This window comes from Mucilaginibacter sp. 21P (assembly GCF_019331605.1).
Lineage (GTDB): Bacteria > Bacteroidota > Bacteroidia > Sphingobacteriales > Sphingobacteriaceae > Mucilaginibacter > Mucilaginibacter achroorhodeus.
Map to the genome: position 1 here is coordinate 3,606,997 of NZ_CP063061.1, position 21,687 is coordinate 3,628,683.

A 21,687-nucleotide genomic window follows, 5' to 3' on the forward strand; every position below is an offset into this window, starting at 1 on the left:
TGATTATTCGTTTCTTAGGCTTTTAACAGGATTAACTATAGCTGCTTTTATGGATTGATAACTGATAGTTGCAACCGCGATAAACAGGGACGATAACGCTACAATTGCGAATGCGCCCCAAGTTACATTAATGCGGAATGCGAAGCTTTGCAACCAGTGATTTACGGTGTACCAGGCAAGCGGCCAGGCAATAAGATTAGCAATTAGCACCAGTTTTACAAAATGGCTGGTAAGTAATACCACAATACTTTTTACCGATGCCCCCAACACCTTACGCACGCCAATCTCCTTGATTCGTTTCTCGGCAGAGAACGATGCGAGGCCAAATAAGCCGAGGCAAGATATCATGATGGCTAACACGGCCAGTACGCCTACTATTTTGCTTACCTGTGTGTCGGCCTGGTAAACTTCAGCAAAGTGGTCGTCAAGAAACTGGTATTCAAAAGGGTAATCGGGATTGATCTTTTTCCAGGTGGCTTTGATATACTCAAGGGCTTCTTTTGATTTACCTGCTTTTAGCTTTACTGATACAGTATTAAATCCCCATTGATCCTGGTTAACTATAAAAAGATTCTCAACTTTATAATGCAACGAGTTAAAGTTAAAATCTTTGGCAATACCTGTTATCACGCCCAAAGAGTCATACCCAAACCGCTGCCCTATCAGAGATGATAAAGGTGCTTTAGAATGATCTTTCAGCAACTCTTTCGCCATCGATTCGTTCACAATGTATTGGTGGCCGTTGGCTGATTTTTCAGAAGAGAAGTTTTTACCTTCAACCATTTTGATGTTATAAGTGCGCAGATAATTATCATCGACAACCAATTGAGTGGCAGCCAATTCGCGCAAAGCGTCATTATTATATTTAAAGGAAACGCCATTTTGATCAAGGTGGCTACCTAACTGATCTTGCGAAGCCGTAACATCTGCTACAAGAGTATTACCCAGTAACTGCTGCTTAAATAATTCATAATTACGGCCGGAGATATTATCAAGCGGAATGTTCACGATCTGGTCGCGCGTGAAGCCGGGATCTTTATCCTGCATAAAGCGCAACTGCTTAACCACAAACACGGTGGCAATCATCAGAAATACGGCGCTTGTAAATTGGGCCACTACCAACACATTGCGCAGGGCGCCTTTATTTTTGCCGGTTTCAACAGAACCTTTTAAAACCTTTACCGGTTGAAAAGATGACAGGAAAACCGCAGGATATATCCCGGAAATAGTACCCACAAACAAGGCTCCTGCAATAAGCAAAAAGATAAAGCCGGGATTACCGGTGATATTAAGACTGAGGTCGCGCTGGCTTAAATTATTCACAAGCGGCAAAGAAATCTCTACAAGCACAATTGCTAAAACAAGTGCCAGCAATGATAGTAACACAGTCTCTGCTAAAAACTGGATAGCCAATTGCGGCCTGTTGGCACCTATTGATTTTCGGATTCCAACCTCCTTAGCCCTGTCAGCAGAACGGGCGGTGGATAAGTTCATGAAATTAACACATGCAATAGCCAGCACTATTAAAGCAATCAATGCAAACAGATTAGTAGCTTTTCTATCAAACTTCTGATAGTTGAGATAATCCAAACCAATATCTGCTGACGCAGCATGTATATCTTTTAACGGCAGGTAAAATAGTTCATAATATTTCCATCCGTCGCCCTTCATGTGTTTCTTTAAAAATGCCGGCATCTTTCCCTCAAAAACAGTAAGTTTGGTGCCGGGCGTTAATTTCAGGTAGGTATTTAACCAGTTACCTCCCCAGTTATCCATCCATTTCTGGTGTATACCTGCTAAAGAGTAAAGCGCATCAAATTGCAATTGAGAATTTTTAGGGCAGTTGGCCATAACAGCAGTTACCATAAAGTTTATGGTATCGCCGCCGTAGTGGTTAATAGTTTTCCCTAAAGGGTTTTCATTACCGAATAATTTTTGAGCGGTCTCTTGTGTAATAGCAATGCTATTTGGTTTTTCAATGGCGTCCTGCGCGTTCCCTTTCAATACTTTAAAATTGAATATTTTTAGAAACGAGGAATCAACCGCAAATACCTGTGGTAAAAACACCCGCTTGTCGCGGTTGGTCATCTGGTATTTTTTATCCCACTTTACCCTTGTGAATTGTTGCACTTCCGGGAAATCGGCTTTTAAAGATGGCCCCATCGGGAACATCGATAAGCCTACTTTCTGCGAGGCAGCCATACCCGGAAATTTTTGCACTTCACTAATCCTTACAATATTATCGCCATGAAAATTGTCAAAGCTTTTTTCATAGGCAACAAACAGCAATATCACAATGCAGGCAGCCATACCAACGGCCAGGCCAACAATGTTTATTACCGACGATACCTTGTTTTTCCAAAGGTTTCGCCAGGCGATCTTAAAGTAGTTTTTTATCATAAAGGTAAATCGTAAAATAATTAGATCCTAAAAGTGCGGTTACCAATTGCTATCTATAATTTATCATCTTTAATCAGCTCGTAAACTCTCAGCAGGATTAATAAAAGCTGCTCGTACTGACTTGAAACTAATGGTTATTAACGCAAGTACCACAATGCTTGCCCCGCCTAAGCCAAATGCCCATACCGGTATACTAACGCGGTATGCATAATTCTGCAGCCAGGCATTCATGGCGTACCAAGCTATCGGGGAAGCTATTAAAAACGCTACCAATACCAGCTTGATGAAGTCGACTGATATTAATGTAACGATGTCTTGTACGCTTGCACCCAACACCTTTCTTATCCCGATCTCTTTTATCCGCTGCTCGGTAGCGAAGGCAACAACACCAAACAAGCCTATGCAAGCCAGGAAAATGATGAGTAAGCTGAAACAAGTAAACAGTTGCTGTAATTTAAAATCAGCGCGGTATTGCCTGTCAATCAGATCGCTTACCCAATTATATTTGAAAGGTCTTGCAGGGTAATAACTTTTATAAAGTTTGTTCACAGCTTCCAGCACATGCTTGCCGTTACCCGGAATTGTTTTGATAAGCATTGCCCCGTAACGCTGATCCTTTATGGCCTGTATAACGGTCGGCTTGACCTTGTTGTGGAGCGATTCACTATAAAAATCAGAAACGACACCTACCGGCATACCTTCAAACTTGCCGGCAAGAGTATTGATCTTAAGGCCCATTAATTTGGCTGTATACGCTGTTGCTAAAATTGGTTGGCTGGTTATCAGCCTTTTGGTTTCAGGATCGGTAACACCCCCCATTAACGAATCCTGACTTAGCGCGTCGGCATTTGTATTTCTATCAAACAGTCGACCTTTCCGGAGCCTAAAGCCCATAATGTAAGGCAGATCGGCATCACCTTGAATAAAATACAGCGTTACGTTTTTTTTGTCAAGTTTTACACCACGCGACATTGAACCCGACCCTGATGAAGGATACCAATTAGTGATACTGGCACCCGTAACACCTGGTATTTGTTTTACCGTATTTTTAAAGCTTTCTCCTGTTTTGCCCCAGTCTGTAAAATCTATATTAACAAGGTTGCTTTTATCGAAACCCAGATCGCGCTGGCTCATAAAATCAACTTGATAACGTACCACAAGAGTGGCAATGATAATAGTAGCTGATATGGTAAATTGGCCAACTATCAATGATCTTTTAAGCAAGTTTAAACCACCGCTTGTTGGTAGCTTGTCTCTAAAAATCACAGTTGGCTTGGGTTTGGATAAATACCAGGCAGGATATAACCCGGTTAGCAAACTTACCATTGCAACACCAGCGATAGCGATAAATAGAAATGCCCCGTTGAAAAGATTGATGACCAAAGGATGACCGAGATAAACCTCAACGTATTTGATCAGTATAGGATATAGTATTACCGCAATTGCAAAAGATAACGCAAAAAACAGCACCGACTCTGCTAAAAAGCGGGCAATGATCTGAGCGGTACCCGCGCCAAGTGCTTTTCTAACACCTGTCTCCCGTGCACGTGTGAACACCCTTGAAATGGTCAGGTTGATAAAGTTAATGCAGGCTATAATTAATAATAAAGCAGCTATCACCGCAAAAATATAAACGTTACGGATGTTGCCATGCACTTCCTGCACCGCAGGAAAATCAGATCTTAAATAAATATCTTTTAAAGGCTGGAGTCTGAATAAATAGTCTAATACCTTTCCCTTGTAGTTCACCGCGTACCACTGATTAACTTTTTTAGTAAAAGCTTCAATGTTTGTTCCGCGCTTTAACAGCACATATTGCGGCTCAAACGTGTAACCTTCATTAATGCCCGGTATGCGATTATCCTGAGCCCGGTATTCGTTGAGCGTGATCACATCGGCCTGTAAATGTGAGTTTTGCGGTAAGTTTTCAATTACGCCGGTAACGAGGTATCTCTTCGGATCTCCGAACTCAGGAACGTTCTCGATCACTTTACCAACGGCTTCCTTATCCTTAAAATATTGCTTGCGCATCTTTTCGCTTATAACGATATTGGTATAACCCTTTATAAATTTTTTAGGATTTCCTTCAAGTACTTTTGTATCAAACATATTCCAAAAGGTAGGTTCGGCACGTAGCACCTTAAGGTTTATTCCTTCCTCATCAGTGGTAAGCTTAAGCCGGCTATGGATAACAGATATCCTGCAATAATCTTCCGTTTCAGGCAGGTCACGTTTCAATGAAGGCCCAAGCCCTGAGAAAGTAGCAGGTTGCGGGGCCTCGCCCTTGATAACATTACTTACGGATAGCACACGATAGATACGATCGCCTTTCGACCACTGTTTATCATATGATAACTCATCAATAACAACCGTGGAAACGATCAGACAAGCCGTTAGGCCTACACTCAAACCAATTACGTTGATAAGGGAGTAAGCCTTTTGCTTAGCGAGACTGCGCCAGGCGATCTTAAAGTAGTTTTTTATCATGAAGGTAATGTTAAATAAACAAGTCATTCCCGAATTTCAATATGACTTGTGCGTGATCACTCGCTTCTTAAACTTTTTACAGGATTTACCAATGCTGCTTTTGTTGCTTTATAACCAACCGTTAGCCATGCTATGAAAATAGATGTTGCCATTGCCAAGATGAATACCCCTGCAGTTAAAGGAATACGGTAAGCAAAGTTTTGCAGCCACTGGCTCATCATATACCAGGCAGTTGGCATTGCCAGCACAAAAGAGATACCTATCAGTATCATAAACTCTTTTGAGAATAGCAGCACTATATTGAACACTGACGCGCCAAGTACTTTACGCACGCCAACTTCTTTGGTGCGCTGTACGGCCATATACGATACCAAACCATACAAACCAAGGCATGAAATAAAAACAGCTATAAAGGCGAACAATTTATAAACCAGGGCCAACTGGTTTTCCTGCTTATAGAATTGCGCAATATTCTCGTCCAGGAAATAGCCGTTATAGGCATATTCAGGATAGGTTTTTTCCCAAAGGCTTTGGATTGTTTTAGCAGTGCTGCTTAAATTTTTCGTTTCTATCTTAACCGCAACTTGCGATAGTACCGATCTTTTTGATGAGATGGCTATCGGTTTCACCTCATCGCGCAGCGAATTGGTTTTAAAATCTTTAACCACACCTACTATTGGTGAGAAGGTTTTGGCGCTGCCCAATTTCATGGTTTTACCAATAGCATCCTCTGCCCTCTTTATACCAAGCTTGTGTATAAAAGTCTCATTTACAACAAACTGGTTTGTAGTATCGCTTTTATCAAACCCTTTGCCTGCAGCAAACTTTAACCCGAAAGTTTTAAAATAATCATTATCGCCAAACTTCAGGAAAGTATTGAAGTCGGGATCTTTCATAGAATTATTATAGTAAAAGTTCGATCCCGAGTTGTTTTCAGATGATGGTGCATCAGAAGCAAAACTTACCGATTTTACATTAGGATTTTGAAGCAAATTGGCTTTAAATGATTCCATCTTGCTCAAGCTGATGCTATCAGTATACCCCGGTAGCACCAATACCGCTTCTTTATTAAAACCGAGGTCGGCTTCATTCACAAAGTTCATCTGGTTAACGGCAACAATGGTACCTATGATCAACAATTGTGCAATGGCAAACTGGGCCACTACTAATGCCCTGCGCAACGGGATGCCCCCAATTGATGCTGCTGTGATCTTGTTTTTTAAAGCCAGCACCGGTTTAAAGCCCGATACCACCAACGCAGGATAAATACCTGAAAGCAGAACAACAACAATAAATGTTATAACCAAAAACAATACTGTGCCAGCGCTTAGCAAAGCAATATCATCAGGCACGCTGGCAATGTTTTTCAAGTGCGGTAAAGCAATTTTAGCCAATGCAAAAGCAAGTAATATGGAGAATAATATTACCAGCATAGTTTCGCCTAAAACCTGTGCTACTAGTTGTGAGCGTGTACTGCCTAATACCTTGCGGATACCAACCTCTTTTGAACGACCAACTGACTGCGCGGTAGACAAATTGATGAAGTTGATAGACGCCATTAAAATAATAAGGATACCAATAAAACCTAAGGTTTTAAGTGTTGCTTTACTGGTTAAATGATCGCCAAGGGTATTGCCTACTTTGGTATCAAAATGCAGTTCGCCAAGCGGCTGCGCTATGTGTATGCGGGTACTGTTTGTCTTTTTCTCTGTTGCTTTTTTTGTAAAAATGTCTATCTGTTTTTGAAAGGCATCCTGCGACATGGTTTGAGGTAGCAGCGCGAATATCTGGTGGTTGCTGCTCAGTGATCCCCATTCAGTTGTGTAGCCATAAAGGTCGCCTGCGTTTTTCCAGGTGATATAAGATACCAGGACTTTAAGCGGTATGTCCGTGTTACTTGGTACATCTTCAATAACGCCTGCCACACGCAAGGTTATCGAATTATCTATTTTGATCGATTTTCCGTTTGCCTCTTTCCAGTCGCCAAAATATTTATCGGCAGTAGCTTTTGATAATACTACCATATTTGGCTGCGATAAAACGTTTTTATCTCCGCTAAGCCATTTTGCAGTAAATATGTCGAAGAACTGCGGCTCAGTAAACATTACACCAATCGGCTCAATGAATTTTTTGTCGCTGGCAGACACGCCGCCGCCATTACCTAACACAGTGAATTGGCTGCCATTGCTTGAGTTTACCGCGGCGAATTTTACCTGCGGCATATCTAAACGAAAACCTTCTAAACCAGGCACCGATACACCTGGGTTATAATTTACATTACCTTCCTGCTTTTGCTCGGTTATAATGTGATAAATGTTCTTGTAACTGGTATTAAATTTATCGTAACTGGTTTCAAACTGCAGAATTACGAATATCATCAGGCAGGCAGCGATGCCTACTGTTAGACCTGAAATATTGATAAATGAGTAAGCCTTATGACCAAGGATGTTTCTCCACGCGATCTTGAAATAATTTTTCAGCATTGTGATGGTATTTGCTTAACAAAGTTAAAAGCCATACCAAAAGTTTAAATAATTGATTTACAGATACTTATAATGCATATACAATGTACGTGCTGTACGCAAGTGTAACAGCATGTGTACGGTTATGATACAATGGCAGCAATTAATCAAGGGTTTAAGATCAGAGATCAGGAACTTACCAATCTCTAATTAACTTATCTCCAATCCTTCAGCCTTTAAAATCCAAAATGCTTAATGTATGTGTTCAGGTCTTTATCACCGCGGCCGGAGATACAGATAACCACGTTATCATCTTTCTTAAAGGTCATCTTTTCCAGATGGGCCAAGGCATGGGCTGTTTCTATGGCCGGTATAATGCCTTCTAATTGGCAGCAAAGCAGCCCGGCATTTAATGATTCCTCATCGGTGATGCTAACGTATTGAGCGCGATTAACTTTATACAAATGCGCGTGCTGCGGGCCAATGCCGGGGTAATCCAAACCGGCTGATATAGAATAAGGCTCTATAACCTGGCCGTCGTCGCTTTGCATTAAAATAGTACGACTGCCGTGCAATACACCCTCTTTGCCAAGCGCAGTAGTAGCGGCAGAGTGCCCGCTGTTCACACCCTTGCCTGCAGCTTCTACAGCTACTAACTTAACATCATCGTCATCCAGAAAATTATAAAACATGCCCATTGCATTGCTGCCGCCACCAACACATGCCAGCACGTATTGTGGTAGTTCGCTGCCGGTGTGTTCTTTGAGCTGTACTTTAGTTTCAGCAGATATGATGGACTGAAATTTGGCTACCATCTCCGGATAAGGATATGGCCCCACCACTGAGCCGATGATGTAATGCGTATCCACAGGGTTGGCTATCCAATCGCGCAGAGCCTCGTTAGTTGCATCCTTCAGCGTCTTACTGCCGGATGTAGCAGGTACAACTGTTGCTCCTAACATTTTCATGCGGGCAACGTTTGGTGCCTGGCGCTCCATATCTATCTCGCCCATATACACAATGCACTCGATGCCCATTAAAGCGCAAACTGTCGCTGTTGCAACCCCGTGCTGGCCGGCACCTGTTTCAGCAATAATGCGTTTTTTGCCAAGGCGTTTAGCAAGCAATATTTGCCCAATAGCATTGTTTATTTTATGCGAGCCGGTATGGTTCAGATCTTCTCGCTTGAAGAAAATATTTGCACCATATTTTTCAGAGTAGCGTTTGGCGTGGTATAAAGGCGAAGGACGGCCAACGTAATCCTTCATCAATTGGTCAAACTCCGCTTTAAAATCAGGGTCATCCAATATTTTCAGGTATTCGCGGCGCAATTCTTCAACATTGGGATACAACATCTCAGGTATGTATGCTCCACCGAAATCTCCGTAATATCCTTGTTCGTTTACTCCGTACTTCATGTTTAATTGTTGAATTAGTGATTGAGTGAATGTTATCTTCTACTTTTCACCTCAATAAATGCTTGTTTTAGTTTATCAATATCTTTAAGTCCTGGCGATAGCTCGAACCTGCTGTTTAGATCTACGCCATAAAACGCCGGGTGCTTAATTTTTGCTACCTCGCCGATGTTCTCGAGGCTCAAGCCGCCTGATAAAAAGAAAGGCACATCCAATTTGTACTGAGTTAATATATCCCAATCGAATGTTTTACCTGAGCCACCATGGGAGGGTGTTTTAGTATCGAATAGAAAAAGATCGACACTTTCTTTGTATGCTTCCAACTGCCCAAAATCAAAGTCATTATCTATACCAAAAGCTTTGATAACCTCAACTTCGTGTTTGAACAAAGCACAAAAATCAGGCGATTCATTTCCGTGTAACTGTATAGCATCAAATTTATATTTGTAGATCAGTTTGCTTATCACATCAGCAGCCTCATTGACAAAAACACCGGTTTTAATTATATCTGCGGGTATGTGATATAAGGTCTCTTCGTTAAGGTCACCGATAAACCTGGGCGATCTATCATAACATATAAACCCCATGTAGTCGGGGTTTAAAGCGCCGACTGCTTTAATATTGTCTTCGAATTTTAAGCCACAAACCTTGATGTGCATTTTAATTAGCTAAAAGTGTTTTAAAACTGTTCAGCGCTTTTTTGCTTACCAATGATTCTTCGGCTTCGTAAAAACAATCAGCAAAGCTGGTATCAGGTTTAATGGTTTTGATGGCCATGGCCGCGTTGCTTAATACCACGCTGATTTGTGCACTCGTTGCTTCATCATTAAGTACTTTCATAAAAATATCAGCCGATTCGCCAACGGTATGCCCACCGGTTATCTGATCTTCTTTAAGCTTTTCGAAACCCAGCGATTCAACACTTGTAACTCTTTCACCTTCTGATGAAAAAGTTTTGAAATCACATGTTAATGATATCTCGTCATAACCGTCAAGCGCATTCAAAATGGTGTACTTTACGCCAGATTTTTGGTACAGATACGCATAGATACGGGCAAGCTCCAGGTTAAATACGCCTACCATCTGGTTTTGCGGCTTTGCCGGATTTGCCAGCGGGCCAAGCATATTAAAGAATGTTTTTACACCCAGCTCCCGGCGAATAGGTGCTACAGTTTTCATGGCCGGGTGAAAAAGCGGAGCGTGAAGGAAACAAATGTTCGCCTTGTCAATGCTTTGCTTAAGCTTGTCTCCATCATTAGTAAAAGTGTAGCCCAAATGCTCCATCACGTTTGATGAACCACACCCTGATGATACACCATAATTGCCATGCTTTGCCACTTTATAACCTGCGCCTGCAACTACAAATGATGCAAGTGTTGAGATATTAAAAGTGTCTTTACCGTCGCCACCTGTACCGCAAAGGTCAATCAATTCGCCATTTTGCAGGTCTACCGGCAAACAAAGCTCCAGCATGGCATCACGGAAACCTTCCAGCTCGTTAACGGTAATGCTGCGCATGCAATAGGCAGTCATAAAAGCAGCCATTTGCGAGTTGTTAAACTTGCCGGTAGCGATGTCTTTCAATATATCTCTCGACTGCTCACGGGTGAACGTCTTATGTTCGAATAAATGATTGAGTATCTGTTTCATTGGGTAATAAAAAAAGGGTTGCCATGTGGCAACCCTTCCTGAATATCTTTATAAAAAACAAAAAATGAGGTTGCCTTACGATAATTCGTTAAGCCACCACCAGTTATTGTTTAATTGTACTTTCATGTTGTTGTGAGGCAAATATGGAAATTGTTTTTACCAAATGCAAGAGGTATTTTACAATGTGTGAATGAGTGATATATCGGATGAGCGATTATCTTTATTATTGAGCTATTCATTCGCATCTTTGTAATCAGTCCTTCCATCAAATATTAAATGATTCGCGAACAAAAAATAAATCCTGAGAACGACCTTGGTTTTGGGCCGCAACCGGTTATCAAAAATCAGCCTTTGCTTAATAAGAATGGCACCGTGAATGTAAAACGCAAGGGCATGTCGCGGTTTAATACGGCTGATACTTATCATACGCTTATCACCATGAGCTGGACTAAATTCTGGTTGGTGGTACTCAGCGGCTATTTATTTACCAATCTCGTATTTGCAGGTATTTATGTGGCCATTGGCCACAGCAGCCTTGATGGTACTTCTGGAGGTAATGGCATGAGCCATTTTTTAGATGCATTCTTTTTTTCGGCACAAACCATTTCTACGGTGGGTTACGGGCATATCAGCCCGCAGGGTGTTGTTGCAAACAGTGTTGCTGCATTTGAATCGATGTTAGGTTTACTGGCATTTGCGCTGGCAACAGGTTTGCTTTACGGGCGCTTCTCCAGGCCTACTGCCAAGATAGTGTACAGCGAAAATCTTTTGGTGGCCCCTTATCATGGTGGCCGCCGCGGATTGATGTTCAGGCTTTGTAACATCCGTAAAAATGTACTGATAGATCTGGAGATTGAAGTGGTATTCTCCTATAATGAAATGGTAGACGGCAAACCATTGAGGCGATTTTTCCCGTTAAGCCTGGAACGTAAAAATGTAAGTATGCTCTCGCTTAACTGGACGGTGGTGCACCCATTGAATCAGGATAGCCCGCTGATAGATATTACCCGGGAAGATTTTGAAAGAGGCGAAGCAAGCTTTTCAGTTCTGCTTAAGGCGTTTGATGATACCTTTTCACAAACAGTACATTCGCGTACCGCCTACCAGGCTAACGAAATGGTCTGGGGCGCTAAATTTGTACCTATGTTTCAACGCGATGAAGAAGGCAGGATCGTTTTGGATATGAGCAAGATCAATACTTTTGAGGCGCTAAGTTAATGAGGGCTAATCTGTAAGCGATCAGCCGAGGTACAAATCTCTTATATGTTTCCCCAGCCGTTTGCCAATACATCTGCAATATGCATTGTTTTTAAGGCGATGTTATTCTTATCTATATAACCCTGCAAATGCAACAAGCAAGAGGCATCGGTTGATATAATGTAATCAGCACCAACAGATAGCGCATTATCTACTTTTTGCTGAGCCATAGCAGAAGCAATTGCGTCAAACTTTACAGAGAAGGTGCCACCGAAGCCACAGCAAGTTTCCCCGGCGGGCAGGTCAACTACTTCCAGTCCGTGTACCTTTTCCAGTAATTGACGCGGTTCTGCCTTAATGTGGCACTCGCGTAGGCCCGCGCAGCTATCGTGATATACTGCCCTGCCATCCAGTTCGGCACCAAAATAATCTACCTGCAGAATGTTAACCAGGAAATCGCTTAGCTCGTAAATATTACTTTGGATATTGCGGCATTTATTGTGTGATGTAGTGTTGGTGAACAGATCGTTATAATAATTACGAACCATCCCTGTACATGAGGCCGACGGTGATACGATAACACTATCTTCTTTAAAATCATTAAGGAATTTGCTGGCCACAGTTTTGGCATCGTCCCAAAAACCCGCATTAAAAGCAGGTTGACCGCAACAGGTTTGTTCGGGGTTATAATTTACCCGGCAACCCGCCTTCTCTAACACCTTAACAGTATTAAAAGCAGTTTCGGGGTACAACTGGTCTATAAAACACGGAATAAACAGATCAATGGTCATCGGCAGAAATTATCTCGCGCTAAAGTCCGTATTTTTCTTTAAAATCCTTTCAGTCTTTAACAACGAAAACAATATTAACAAACCTATAATAAAGAAAGTCCCTAATACCAGGGTTGAATTTCGCATGCTGCCGGTCATCTCTTCTATAAATCCAAAGCTGAACAAACCACCTACAATCGCCAGTTTTTCGGTAACATCATAAAAGCTGAAAAACGATGCTGTATCGCTGATGTTCTCAGGCAAGAACTTTGAATAAGTTGATCTGGAAAGTGATTGTATCCCTCCCATCACTAAACCCACCACTACGGCTACTACGTAAAATTGTGTTGAGCTCGTAGTAAAATAAGCGGCTACACAAACGCCTATCCATATGAAAACCACAAAGATCAATATCCGTACGTTGCCATATTTATCAGACAAGCTGGACATCAGTGTTGCACCAACAATAGCTACTAACTGGATAATAAGAATTATAGATATTAATGCAGAGGTTTCCATTTTCAATTCTTTAGCGGCAAAGCCTGTAGCAACCAGCATAATGGTTTGTACCCCCATCGAGTAAAAGAAAAACGCTGGCAAAAAGCGTTTTAGTAAAGGCATGGTTTTTACCTTTTGCCATACTTTACCTAACTCCTCAAATCCACCTTTGATAATATTTTTATGGTGTGATTGCGCGTTAGGACTACCCTTTGGCAGTATACTAAATGGAATAAGGGCAAAACCTATCCACCAGATACCAACCAATAAAAACGATATCCGGGCAGGTAACGATTTATCTGTTATACCAAAGATCTCGGGCTTTAATACAAAGGCGAAGCACACCAGTTGCAACAAGACGCTGCCAATGTACCCAAAGGTGAAACCCTTGGCACTTACCTTATCCTGCATATCGATGGTGGCTATCTCCGGCAGGTAGGAGTTATAAAAAACGAAACCGCCGCTATAGCCAATGGCCGCCAAGGCAAAGCAAATTACGCCTAACTCTAAAGTTGATGCCTTAAAAAAGAATAATCCGCAGCAAGCCAGGGAACCCAGCAAAGTGAAGAATTGCATAAATATCTTTTTGTTGCCCCGGTAGTCGGCAACTGCGCTTAAAACAGGCAGCAGGATAACCATTATCAGGTAAGCGGCAGCAAGGGCGTAATCAGTGAGGGCGGTGTTTACAAAGCTCAATCCAAAAAAATTGACTTTATTACCTGTGGCTTCATTTTGGGTGATAGCTACATAATACGCAGGGAAAATAGTTGATGTGATGACAAGATTATACGCCGAGTTGGCCCAATCAAACATGGCCCAGGCGCGGATGGTTTTAGGGTTATTTTTTGCTTCCATTGCTTTTTAAAAGTATGCAATTTTCGGCTTTTACAAAATATCAGTACTAACAGCATCTCGGCAAGTCAGATTAAGTTGCCTTTTCCGCTAACAATAGACATTTCAAAACTGTTATGTTTGCATTGTAATTTTTAGCGGATACGATTAGTATCTTAGCGCAACAACTATCTATGTCAAAAAAGAAAAAGAAAAATAAATCGTCTATAGACCAGGTGCTAACGCAAATGGTTTTAGACATATTTGAGCAGAACGGCAACACCCCACTTAACTATAAGCAGGTATCCGCAAAACTAAACGTCCGTGACCCCGAAGCACGGGCCGTTATCAATGATATCCTTGATGAAGAGACCTTTAAAGGTGTGCTTAAGGAAATATCTCCGGGCAAATTTCAATTACTTGAGCTTAAAACCTTTGTAGAGGGTAAAGTTGATCTTACCAACGACGGCTCTGCCTTTATTGTTACCGACGACGAGTTTGAAAGCGATATCTACGTTGCCCCTCGCAAATTGCGTAATGCATTAAATGGCGATAGGGTTAAGGTTTACGTTTATGCCAAAAGCCGTGGTAAACGTAAAGAGGGTGAGATCATAGAAATACTGAAGCGCCACAAAATGGAGTTTACCGGTGTGGTGCGTTTATCAGAACATTATGCCTTCTTCCTGGCAGACGACAGGAAGATGATGCACGATATCTTTATCCCGCTAAGCGAACTAAATGGTGCCAAGAATGGCATAAAGGCCGTTGCAGAGATAACCGACTGGCCTGCCGGTGCTAAGAACCCGGTTGGGCGCATTAAACATGTACTGGGCCAGCAGGGCGAGAACGATACCGAGATGAACGCCATATTGGCTGAGTACGGTTTTCCTTTGACTTTCCCTGCAGAGGTTGAGTATGAAGCAGAAGCAATAACCGATGTTATCTCAGAAGAAGAGATCGCCCGTCGCCGCGATTTTAGGGATGTACTTACCTTTACTATTGACCCGTTTGATGCCAAAGACTTTGATGACGCCTTATCTTTTAAAAAATTGGACAACGGCAATTACGAAGTTGGCGTGCACATTGCCGATGTAGCACACTATATTATCCCCGATTCTGCTTTGGATAAGGAAGCCTACGAGCGTGGTACATCCGTTTATCTGGTGGACCGCGTAATTCCTATGCTGCCCGAGCGGCTATCAAACGGATTATGCTCACTTCGCCCCAATGAAGATAAACTTTGTTTTGCAGCTGTTTTTGAGCTTGACGAAGAAGCGAATATTCACAACGAGTGGTTTGGCAAAACGGTTATACACTCTAACAGGCGTTTCACGTACGAGGAAGTACAGGATGTAATAGAAACCCAACAAGGCGACTATACTGAAGAAATATTAAAGCTGAATGCGTTGGCCCATAAACTTCGCGACCGCAAATTTAAAGCCGGCGCCATAAGTTTTGAAACTACGGAAGTTAAGTTTAAGCTGGATGAAAACAGCAAGCCCATTGGCGTTTATGTAAAGGAACGTAAAGATGCACACAAACTCATTGAAGACTTTATGCTATTGGCCAATCGTAAGGTTGCCGAACATGTGAGCAAAATGGGCAAGGGCAAAAATAAATACACTTTTGTTTACCGCGCACACGATTCGCCTAAGCCGGATGCATTGAATAACTTCGCGCAGTTTGCAGCAAGGTTCGGTTACAAGATCAATACCAAATCAGATAAAGAGATAGCGAAATCGCTTAATTTCCTGATGGAGGACGTTGAGGGTAAAATGGAACAGAATGTGCTTACACATCTAGCTATCAGGTCAATGGCTAAGGCCATCTACACAACTAAAACTACCAGCCATTACGGCCTGGCATTTTCTCACTACACCCATTTTACCTCGCCTATTAGGCGATACCCCGATGTGATGGTTCACAGGCTATTATTCCACTACCTTGATGGTGGCAAAAGCGCTAATGCCGACCATTACGAGGAGCTTTGTAAACATAGCTCGGCAATGGAGAAACGTGCTGCCGATGCAGAACGCGCATCTGTTAAATATAAACAGGCAGAATACCTGCGCGACCAGGTGGGCAATGTGTTTACCGGCATTATCTCGGGCGTAACAGAATGGGGTATGTATGTAGAATTGATTGAAAATAAGTGCGAGGGCATGATTCGCCTGCGAGATATTACAGACGATTTTTATACCTTAGACGAAAAGAATTACGCCATTATCGGCCAGCGTAAAAAGAAGATATACCAACTGGGCGATGAGGTAAAAATTAGGGTAAAAAATGTTGATCTGACCAAAAAGCAGATAGACTTTACCCTGTTAAACGAATAACATTTTATAATGATTTAGTGACTTAGCGGTGGAAGATCTATCTCCTCCGCTAACTACTCACCAATCACGCCCTGAATGAGACAACTCGACGAACTGCAATCGCTGATTGCCAATTCCGTAGCCGATCTTAAATTCCCCACATACCCGGCGGAGTTATATGAGCCTATCCAATACATACTTGCATTAGGCGGAAAGCGTATGCGCCCTGCCCTACTTTTAATGGCCTGTGACCTTTTTGGGGGCGATGTGAATGAAGCACTCCCTCCCGCCCTTGCCATCGAGGTGTTTCATAACTTCACGCTGATGCATGATGACATTATGGACAATGCTCCAAAACGCCGAGGTAAAACAACCGTACATGAAAAATGGAACAGTAATGTAGCCATTCTTTCGGGAGATGTGATGCTTATTGAAGGTTATAAGCTGATGATGCAGGTGCGCGAAAATATCCTGCGCACCGTCCTGGATATTTTTAATGACACAGCTGTTGGTGTTTGCGAAGGCCAGCAGTTGGACATGACATTCGAAACAAAGATAGATATCAGCATCAAGGAATACATCAACATGATCCGACTGAAAACGGCCGTTGTGCTGGGCGGAGCACTTAAAATTGGTGCTTTGATAGGCAATGCGGATGTTAGGGATGCGGAACTACTTTCGGATTTTGGCATTAATTTAGGTATCGCATTTCAGTTACAGGATGATATTCTTGACGTTTATGGCGACCCGGAGAAATTTGGCAAACAAGTGGGCGGCGATATTATCTCTAACAAAAAAACGTATCTATTGATCAAGGCGCTTGAACTGGTCGAAGGCACAGATGCCCAGGAACTCGATCAATGGGTTACTTACAAACAATTTGACGCCGCGGAGAAAGTTGCAGCAGTTACCGCTATCTACAACAAAGCCAACATACGCCACTATGCAGAAACTGAAATGCATGCTTATGCCGATAAAGCTTTTGCTGCTTTAGACAAATTAAACCTCCCCGAAGAAAACAAGCAATACCTGCGCGATTTTGCTGATGGGTTGTTGGTAAGGGAATATTGATATTATAATCACAATGAAAAAAAATCTGTTTACATACGCTTTTGCTTTATGCTTAAGCGTTTTTTGTTTTAAGGTAAACGCCCAAACCTCCGGCGGTAAACTAAAACCGGAGCAAGCTATCATGGATGTTCGCCATTACAACATAGCGATCAATTGCAACTTCCAGGAGAAATCTATCGATGGAAATACCACTGTTGATGTGATCATGAAACAGCCAACAAAAACGCTGGTACTTGATCTGCTGGACTCCCTCCGTGTAAGCGATGTAGCGGTTAATGGCAACAAAGAACCGTTTGAACATAAGAACGGCCTCATCACCATCAACCTTAATAAAGAACTTCCTGCAGGCAAAGCGGCTATAAAAGTAATTTACAGCGGCAAGCCACGCATTGCTAAAAGACCACCATGGGACGATGGTTTCACTTGGACTCAGGACTCAACCGGTCACCCCTGGTTGGCGGTTACGGCAGAGCAAACCGGCGGCAAAATCTACTTCCCTTGCAAAGATCATCCAAGCGATGAACCTAACGAAGGCGCTGATATGTACATAACCGTACCGGCAGACCTTGTAGTTGCCGGCCCGGGTTTGCTTAAAGGCGTAAGTAAAAAAGGTGGTACAGCTACCTATCATTGGCAAACCAAATATTCTATTAACAATTACAGCCTGGTTTTTAATGCAGGCGATTATACAGTCGCTAAAGGTTCATACAGATCTGTTGCAGGCAACACAGTACCTGTACAATTTTATGTCTTAAAAGAACATGCTGCACAAGGGCCTCACCTGGTTGAAATGGTGATAAAAGCGGCGCAGGCTAAAGAAAAGTATTTTGGCGAATATCCCTGGGCTAAAGAAAAACTGGGTATTGTTGAAACACCTCACTTGGGTATGGAACATCAGAGCATGAACGCTTACGGTAATAAATTCAGGTACACAAAAGTTGGTGGACAGGACTTTGACTGGCTGATGTTTCATGAATTTGGACACGAGTGGTGGGGCAATAAAGTTACCGCCCGAGACTGGGCCGATTACTGGATCCACGAGGGTATTGACACCTATGCTGATGCCCTGCCTATATTAGATCTGGAAGGCCGACAAGCGTATATAGATCGTTTTAAAAGGTCGGCCTATGGTATCCAAAATAAACAACCAATAGTCTTAGGTAAGGACATTGATGAAGCATCAGCTTACAATGGTGATATTTACAGCAAGGGCGGTTTCTTTATGCATACACTCCACTATGTAATGGGCGATACCTTATTCTTTAAAACGTTAAAAGGCCTGGCCACCGACCCGCAATTCACTTACGACCATCAGAACGTTACTGATGATGTTGAACAATACTTTAGCAAAGCCTACGGCCAATCATTAAAACCCTTGTTTGATATGTACCTGCGTACCACAGATAAGTTAGAAGTAGATGTGAAAGCCCGCCCCGGCGACAGCTACCTAATCAAGCTACAAAACATCAGCATGACTTTGCCGGTAGATGTGGTTACAGACAAAGGCAAACAACGCATGATGTTATCGCCGCAAGGCCAAACAGTTGCCAGTAAAACTATTCCGGTAATAGATCCTGATAGCTGGTATTTGAAGAAAGTGGTATTGGAGTAGCCACTTATTGTCAGTCTGAGCTCGTCGAAGACTAATCCTGTCGGTTAATGGTTCGACAAGCTCACCATGACAAATAATTCATCATCACGCCTTAAATAACAACAAAAAAGCCCCGATCATTTTTGACCGGGGCTTTTCTATATCTGTAATTGAAGATTACTCTGCAGCAGCTTCTTCAGCAGTATCAGCAGCTTCTTCTTTCTTTGCTTTTGGAGCAGCAGCTTTCTTAGCTTTTGGAGCCTCTTCAGCTACCGGAGCTTCGACAGCTTTTGCCTCTTTTTTTGCAGCCGCTTTAGGAGCAGCAACTTCAGCAACTGGTGCATCTTCTAAAGGAAGTACTGATACGTATGAACGGTTATCAGCTTTCTTTTTGAAAACAACTTTACCGTCGATAAGAGCGAATAAAGTATGGTCTTTACCGATACCTACATTAAGGCCCGGGTTGTGTTGTGTACCACGCTGGCGAACAATGATGTTACCTGCAATAGCCGGCTGACCACCAAAAATTTTGATACCTAAACGTTTGCTATGCGATTCGCGGCCGTTTCGTGAACTACCGGCCCCTTTTTTGTGTGCCATTTCTTAATATTTTTAACAGGAATTAAATTCCCGCAAGTTTAAAATCTAATTATAAAGTGATACCAGTGATCTCGATCTTGGTGAATTGCTGACGGTGACCGTTTTTCTTTTTGTAACCTTTTCTTCTTTTCTTTTTGAAAACGATTACTTTATCACCTTTTAAATGAGACACGATCTTAGCTGATACCTTAGCGCCTTTTAAATCAGAACCTAATTTAAATTTACCTTCGTTCTCTGCTAACAACACGTTGTCAAATTCAATATTAGCGCCTTCGTCTCCTTGTAAACGGTGTACAAAGATCTGCTGGTCTTTCGCAACTTTAAACTGTTGCCCGGCTATACTTACTATTGCGTACATTGTTGATTAATTATTGTTTTAAATTTTGAGGTGCAAATATATGCATTAATATGTAAATAAGAAACCTTAATTTATTTTTACTTCCAGGGCTTTATTTGATATTTCTGAGCCTTGCTTCATTCTCATCAAGTTTCTTTTGTATTTCCTTTATCAGGCGCTCGTTGGCATCTTTCAGCTTCTCATTACCATCATAGGCCTCATCATAAACTACACGTTTGGTTTTGCGCTTGTACTTATACTCTATAATGTAACGCATTGAGCGTTCTTTGGGGTCTTTCTTGATTTCGTTTGCGGGGAAATCCCAGAAACCAAGCTCAGCAGCTTTGCGGTGCAGATAAAGCAGATCATCTTTGCTCAGGTTCATGTGCATTTTCACCACAGAATCTTTACGGTTCACAAACTGGTAATCGCCGGTTGCAGAATTGTACTTGTTTAGCAAACTGTCATTAAAACCATATTCCAGTTTCAAGCTTTCAAATTCGGCAAATTTATAGGGTGCGTTCTTAACCATCATACCGTAATAGTAAACACAATACAGCATAAACGGCACAACAACACTTAGAAGAAGAAATATTTTTTTAGCGCGATTAGACATCGTTATTTAATTATCGAATCATTGATTTAGTGGATTATAATTCAGCGGCATCCTCAGATTGCGGGCCCAGCTCTCCTTCCCATTTGCTTACTACTGCCGTGGCCATTGCGTTACCCAATACGTTAGTAGCAGAGCGTCCCATGTCGAGTAAAGGATCAATACCTATTAATAAAGCCAAACCCGCCTCGGGGATGTTGAACATGGAAACGGTACCTGCGATCACTACTAATGATGCACGCGGCACACCTGCAATTCCTTTACTGGTGAGCATAAGTACTAATAGCATAGATAGCTGATGCTGAAACGAAAGATGGATATTGTATGATTGTGCTAAGAACAATGAAGCGAAGGTCATGTACATCATAGAGCCATCGAGGTTGAACGAGTAGCCAAGGGGCAATACAAAGCTTACAATTTTGTCTTTACAGCCAAAGCGCTCAAGCTCTAACAACACTTTAGGATAAGCGGCCTCGCTGGTTGATGTACTAAAGGCGATAAGTATAGCATCCTTTATCCTGCTTACCAGGTTAAATACCCTACCCTTCAATACAAAGAATCCGGCTAACACGATCACCAGCCATAATAATAGCAACGAGAAATAAAACTCGCCTATAAATATGGCGTAAGTAGATAAAATACCTAACCCCTGTTTAGCGATGATCGCTGTAATAGCACCAAATACCGCAAGCGGTGCCAGTTGCATTACATAGCCGGTTATTTTCAATATCACATGCGCAATGGCATCCAACGCTTTAACTACAACATCACCTTTTTCACCAATGGCAGCGGTTGCCACGCCAAAGAATAGCGCAAAGACCACTATCTGCAGAATCTCATTATTCGCCATTGATTCCACAAAACTTCTTGGGAACACGTGGCTAATGAAATCGCGCAGCGAAAGAGCCGTTTTTTGAATACCAGTTGATAAATGGCTATCAGGCAATGGTAAATGCATAGCCTCGCCGGGGCGGAAGAAGTTTACCAGCATCATACCTAACAGTAGTGATACCAGCGTAGCGCTTAAAAACCAAAGCAAGGTCTTACCGCCTATCCTGCCAACAGCTTTTATATCACCTACCTTGGCAACGCCCACAACCAACGTTGTAAATACCAAAGGCGCAACGATCATTTTTATCAGGCGAAGAAAAACATCACTCAGGATAGTAAAAATCTCCAGTTTATCCTCACGAGCTTTGTCGGCATCCTTGCGTACGGTAGCCTGGGCAGCGCGTTCTTTCTTTAGCGCTTTGAAGCTTATTGCTGTGGTATCGGTACTAACGGCAATTTGCTCGTCTAATGTTTTTATCTTTACTTCGGCGGCGCTTATAGTGGTATTAATATTGTTAATAACCGTAGCGTTGTAAGTATAGCCGGCAATTACGCCAAGCACCAAAGCAATAAAAATGTAAAGGGTAAGTTTGCTCTTCTGCATTTTAAGTATGGCGCA

At 42.2% G+C, this 21,687-nt stretch carries 16 protein-coding genes; 4 read left to right on the plus strand and 12 right to left on the minus strand.

Annotated elements, in window-relative coordinates:
* Positions 1-3: 3 nt before the first annotated feature.
* The 6 genes from INP83_RS16030 to trpD form a co-directional block, all read right to left on the minus strand.
* Positions 4-2,400, minus strand: a complete 2,397-nt coding sequence (locus tag INP83_RS16030; protein WP_219125062.1) for an ABC transporter permease — start codon at positions 2,398-2,400, stop codon at positions 4-6.
* A 69-nt stretch (positions 2,401-2,469) separates the two neighbouring features.
* Positions 2,470-4,887 carry an FtsX-like permease family protein gene (locus INP83_RS16035; protein WP_219125063.1) on the minus strand — a complete coding sequence of 806 codons (2,418 nt, stop codon included), beginning with the start codon at positions 4,885-4,887 and terminating at the stop codon, positions 2,470-2,472.
* A gap of 56 nt (positions 4,888-4,943) precedes the next feature.
* Entirely contained in the window at positions 4,944-7,370 is a 2,427-nt protein-coding gene (locus INP83_RS16040) for an ABC transporter permease (protein WP_219125064.1), read from the minus strand.
* 215 nt (positions 7,371-7,585) lie between these two features.
* A complete protein-coding gene (trpB, locus tag INP83_RS16045; RefSeq protein WP_219125065.1) occupies positions 7,586-8,767 on the minus strand; it encodes a tryptophan synthase subunit beta in 1,182 nt (393 codons plus the stop codon).
* Positions 8,768-8,799: 32 nt separating this feature from the next.
* Complete coding sequence (locus INP83_RS16050) at positions 8,800-9,423, minus strand: phosphoribosylanthranilate isomerase (RefSeq protein ID WP_219125066.1); 624 nt, start codon at positions 9,421-9,423, stop codon at positions 8,800-8,802.
* A 1-nt stretch (position 9,424) separates the two neighbouring features.
* Entirely contained in the window at positions 9,425-10,414 is a 990-nt protein-coding gene (gene trpD / locus INP83_RS16055) for an anthranilate phosphoribosyltransferase (RefSeq protein WP_219125067.1), read from the minus strand.
* A 276-nt stretch (positions 10,415-10,690) separates the two neighbouring features.
* Between trpD and INP83_RS16060 the strand changes: the two genes are divergently transcribed.
* A complete protein-coding gene (locus INP83_RS16060; RefSeq protein ID WP_219125068.1) occupies positions 10,691-11,632 on the plus strand; it encodes an ion channel in 942 nt (313 codons plus the stop codon).
* Between the two features lie 41 nt (positions 11,633-11,673).
* On the opposite strand, the gene INP83_RS16065 is transcribed toward INP83_RS16060, so the two are convergent.
* Positions 11,674-12,402: a (Fe-S)-binding protein gene (locus INP83_RS16065; protein ID WP_146270857.1), complete on the minus strand. Its 729-nt coding sequence runs from the start codon at positions 12,400-12,402 to the stop codon at positions 11,674-11,676.
* Between the two features lie 9 nt (positions 12,403-12,411).
* Positions 12,412-13,734 (minus strand): MFS transporter, encoded by a 1,323-nt coding sequence (locus tag INP83_RS16070; protein ID WP_219125069.1) that lies wholly within the window; start codon positions 13,732-13,734, stop codon positions 12,412-12,414.
* A 170-nt stretch (positions 13,735-13,904) separates the two neighbouring features.
* Between INP83_RS16070 and rnr the strand changes: the two genes are divergently transcribed.
* The 3 genes from rnr to INP83_RS16085 all read left to right on the plus strand — a co-directional run bounded on the left by rnr (position 13,905) and on the right by INP83_RS16085 (position 18,708).
* The gene (gene rnr, locus INP83_RS16075) at positions 13,905-16,046 is read left to right on the plus strand and encodes a ribonuclease R (RefSeq protein ID WP_219125070.1); all 2,142 of its coding nucleotides are present in this window, start codon (positions 13,905-13,907) and stop codon (positions 16,044-16,046) included.
* A 75-nt stretch (positions 16,047-16,121) separates the two neighbouring features.
* Complete coding sequence (locus INP83_RS16080; RefSeq protein WP_146270851.1) at positions 16,122-17,096, plus strand: polyprenyl synthetase family protein; 975 nt, start codon at positions 16,122-16,124, stop codon at positions 17,094-17,096.
* A 13-nt stretch (positions 17,097-17,109) separates the two neighbouring features.
* Positions 17,110-18,708, plus strand: a complete 1,599-nt coding sequence (locus INP83_RS16085; protein ID WP_219125071.1) for a M1 family metallopeptidase — start codon at positions 17,110-17,112, stop codon at positions 18,706-18,708.
* A gap of 156 nt (positions 18,709-18,864) precedes the next feature.
* Here the strand turns inward: INP83_RS16085 and rpmA are convergent, their stop codons facing one another.
* The 4 genes from rpmA to INP83_RS16105 form a co-directional block, all read right to left on the minus strand.
* Entirely contained in the window at positions 18,865-19,287 is a 423-nt protein-coding gene (gene rpmA / locus INP83_RS16090) for a 50S ribosomal protein L27 (protein WP_146269582.1), read from the minus strand.
* 49 nt (positions 19,288-19,336) lie between these two features.
* Positions 19,337-19,645: a 50S ribosomal protein L21 gene (rplU, locus tag INP83_RS16095; protein ID WP_146269583.1), complete on the minus strand. Its 309-nt coding sequence runs from the start codon at positions 19,643-19,645 to the stop codon at positions 19,337-19,339.
* A 91-nt stretch (positions 19,646-19,736) separates the two neighbouring features.
* Positions 19,737-20,159: a hypothetical protein gene (locus INP83_RS16100; RefSeq protein WP_255563173.1), complete on the minus strand. Its 423-nt coding sequence runs from the start codon at positions 20,157-20,159 to the stop codon at positions 19,737-19,739.
* A 115-nt stretch (positions 20,160-20,274) separates the two neighbouring features.
* Positions 20,275-21,672: a dicarboxylate/amino acid:cation symporter gene (locus tag INP83_RS16105; RefSeq protein ID WP_219125072.1), complete on the minus strand. Its 1,398-nt coding sequence runs from the start codon at positions 21,670-21,672 to the stop codon at positions 20,275-20,277.
* Positions 21,673-21,687: the final 15 nt, after the last annotated feature.

Bases quoted from the DNA above. Each gene is read 5' to 3' on its own strand.
- INP83_RS16030 (WP_219125062.1), bottom strand. From the start codon at position 2,400: ATGATAAAAAACTACTTTAAGATCGCCTGGCGAAACCTTTGGAAAAAC.
- INP83_RS16035 (WP_219125063.1), bottom strand. From the start codon at position 4,887: ATGATAAAAAACTACTTTAAGATCGCCTGGCGCAGTCTCGCTAAGCAA.
- INP83_RS16040 (WP_219125064.1), bottom strand. From the start codon at position 7,370: ATGCTGAAAAATTATTTCAAGATCGCGTGGAGAAACATCCTTGGTCAT.
- trpB (WP_219125065.1), bottom strand. From the start codon at position 8,767: ATGAAGTACGGAGTAAACGAACAAGGATATTACGGAGATTTCGGTGGA.
- INP83_RS16050 (WP_219125066.1), bottom strand. From the start codon at position 9,423: ATGCACATCAAGGTTTGTGGCTTAAAATTCGAAGACAATATTAAAGCA.
- trpD (WP_219125067.1), bottom strand. From the start codon at position 10,414: ATGAAACAGATACTCAATCATTTATTCGAACATAAGACGTTCACCCGT.
- INP83_RS16060 (WP_219125068.1), top strand. From the start codon at position 10,691: ATGATTCGCGAACAAAAAATAAATCCTGAGAACGACCTTGGTTTTGGG.
- INP83_RS16065 (WP_146270857.1), bottom strand. From the start codon at position 12,402: ATGACCATTGATCTGTTTATTCCGTGTTTTATAGACCAGTTGTACCCC.
- INP83_RS16070 (WP_219125069.1), bottom strand. From the start codon at position 13,734: ATGGAAGCAAAAAATAACCCTAAAACCATCCGCGCCTGGGCCATGTTT.
- rnr (WP_219125070.1), top strand. From the start codon at position 13,905: ATGTCAAAAAAGAAAAAGAAAAATAAATCGTCTATAGACCAGGTGCTA.
- INP83_RS16080 (WP_146270851.1), top strand. From the start codon at position 16,122: ATGAGACAACTCGACGAACTGCAATCGCTGATTGCCAATTCCGTAGCC.
- INP83_RS16085 (WP_219125071.1), top strand. From the start codon at position 17,110: ATGAAAAAAAATCTGTTTACATACGCTTTTGCTTTATGCTTAAGCGTT.
- rpmA (WP_146269582.1), bottom strand. From the start codon at position 19,287: ATGGCACACAAAAAAGGGGCCGGTAGTTCACGAAACGGCCGCGAATCG.
- rplU (WP_146269583.1), bottom strand. From the start codon at position 19,645: ATGTACGCAATAGTAAGTATAGCCGGGCAACAGTTTAAAGTTGCGAAA.
- INP83_RS16100 (WP_255563173.1), bottom strand. From the start codon at position 20,159: ATGATGGTTAAGAACGCACCCTATAAATTTGCCGAATTTGAAAGCTTG.
- INP83_RS16105 (WP_219125072.1), bottom strand. From the start codon at position 21,672: ATGCAGAAGAGCAAACTTACCCTTTACATTTTTATTGCTTTGGTGCTT.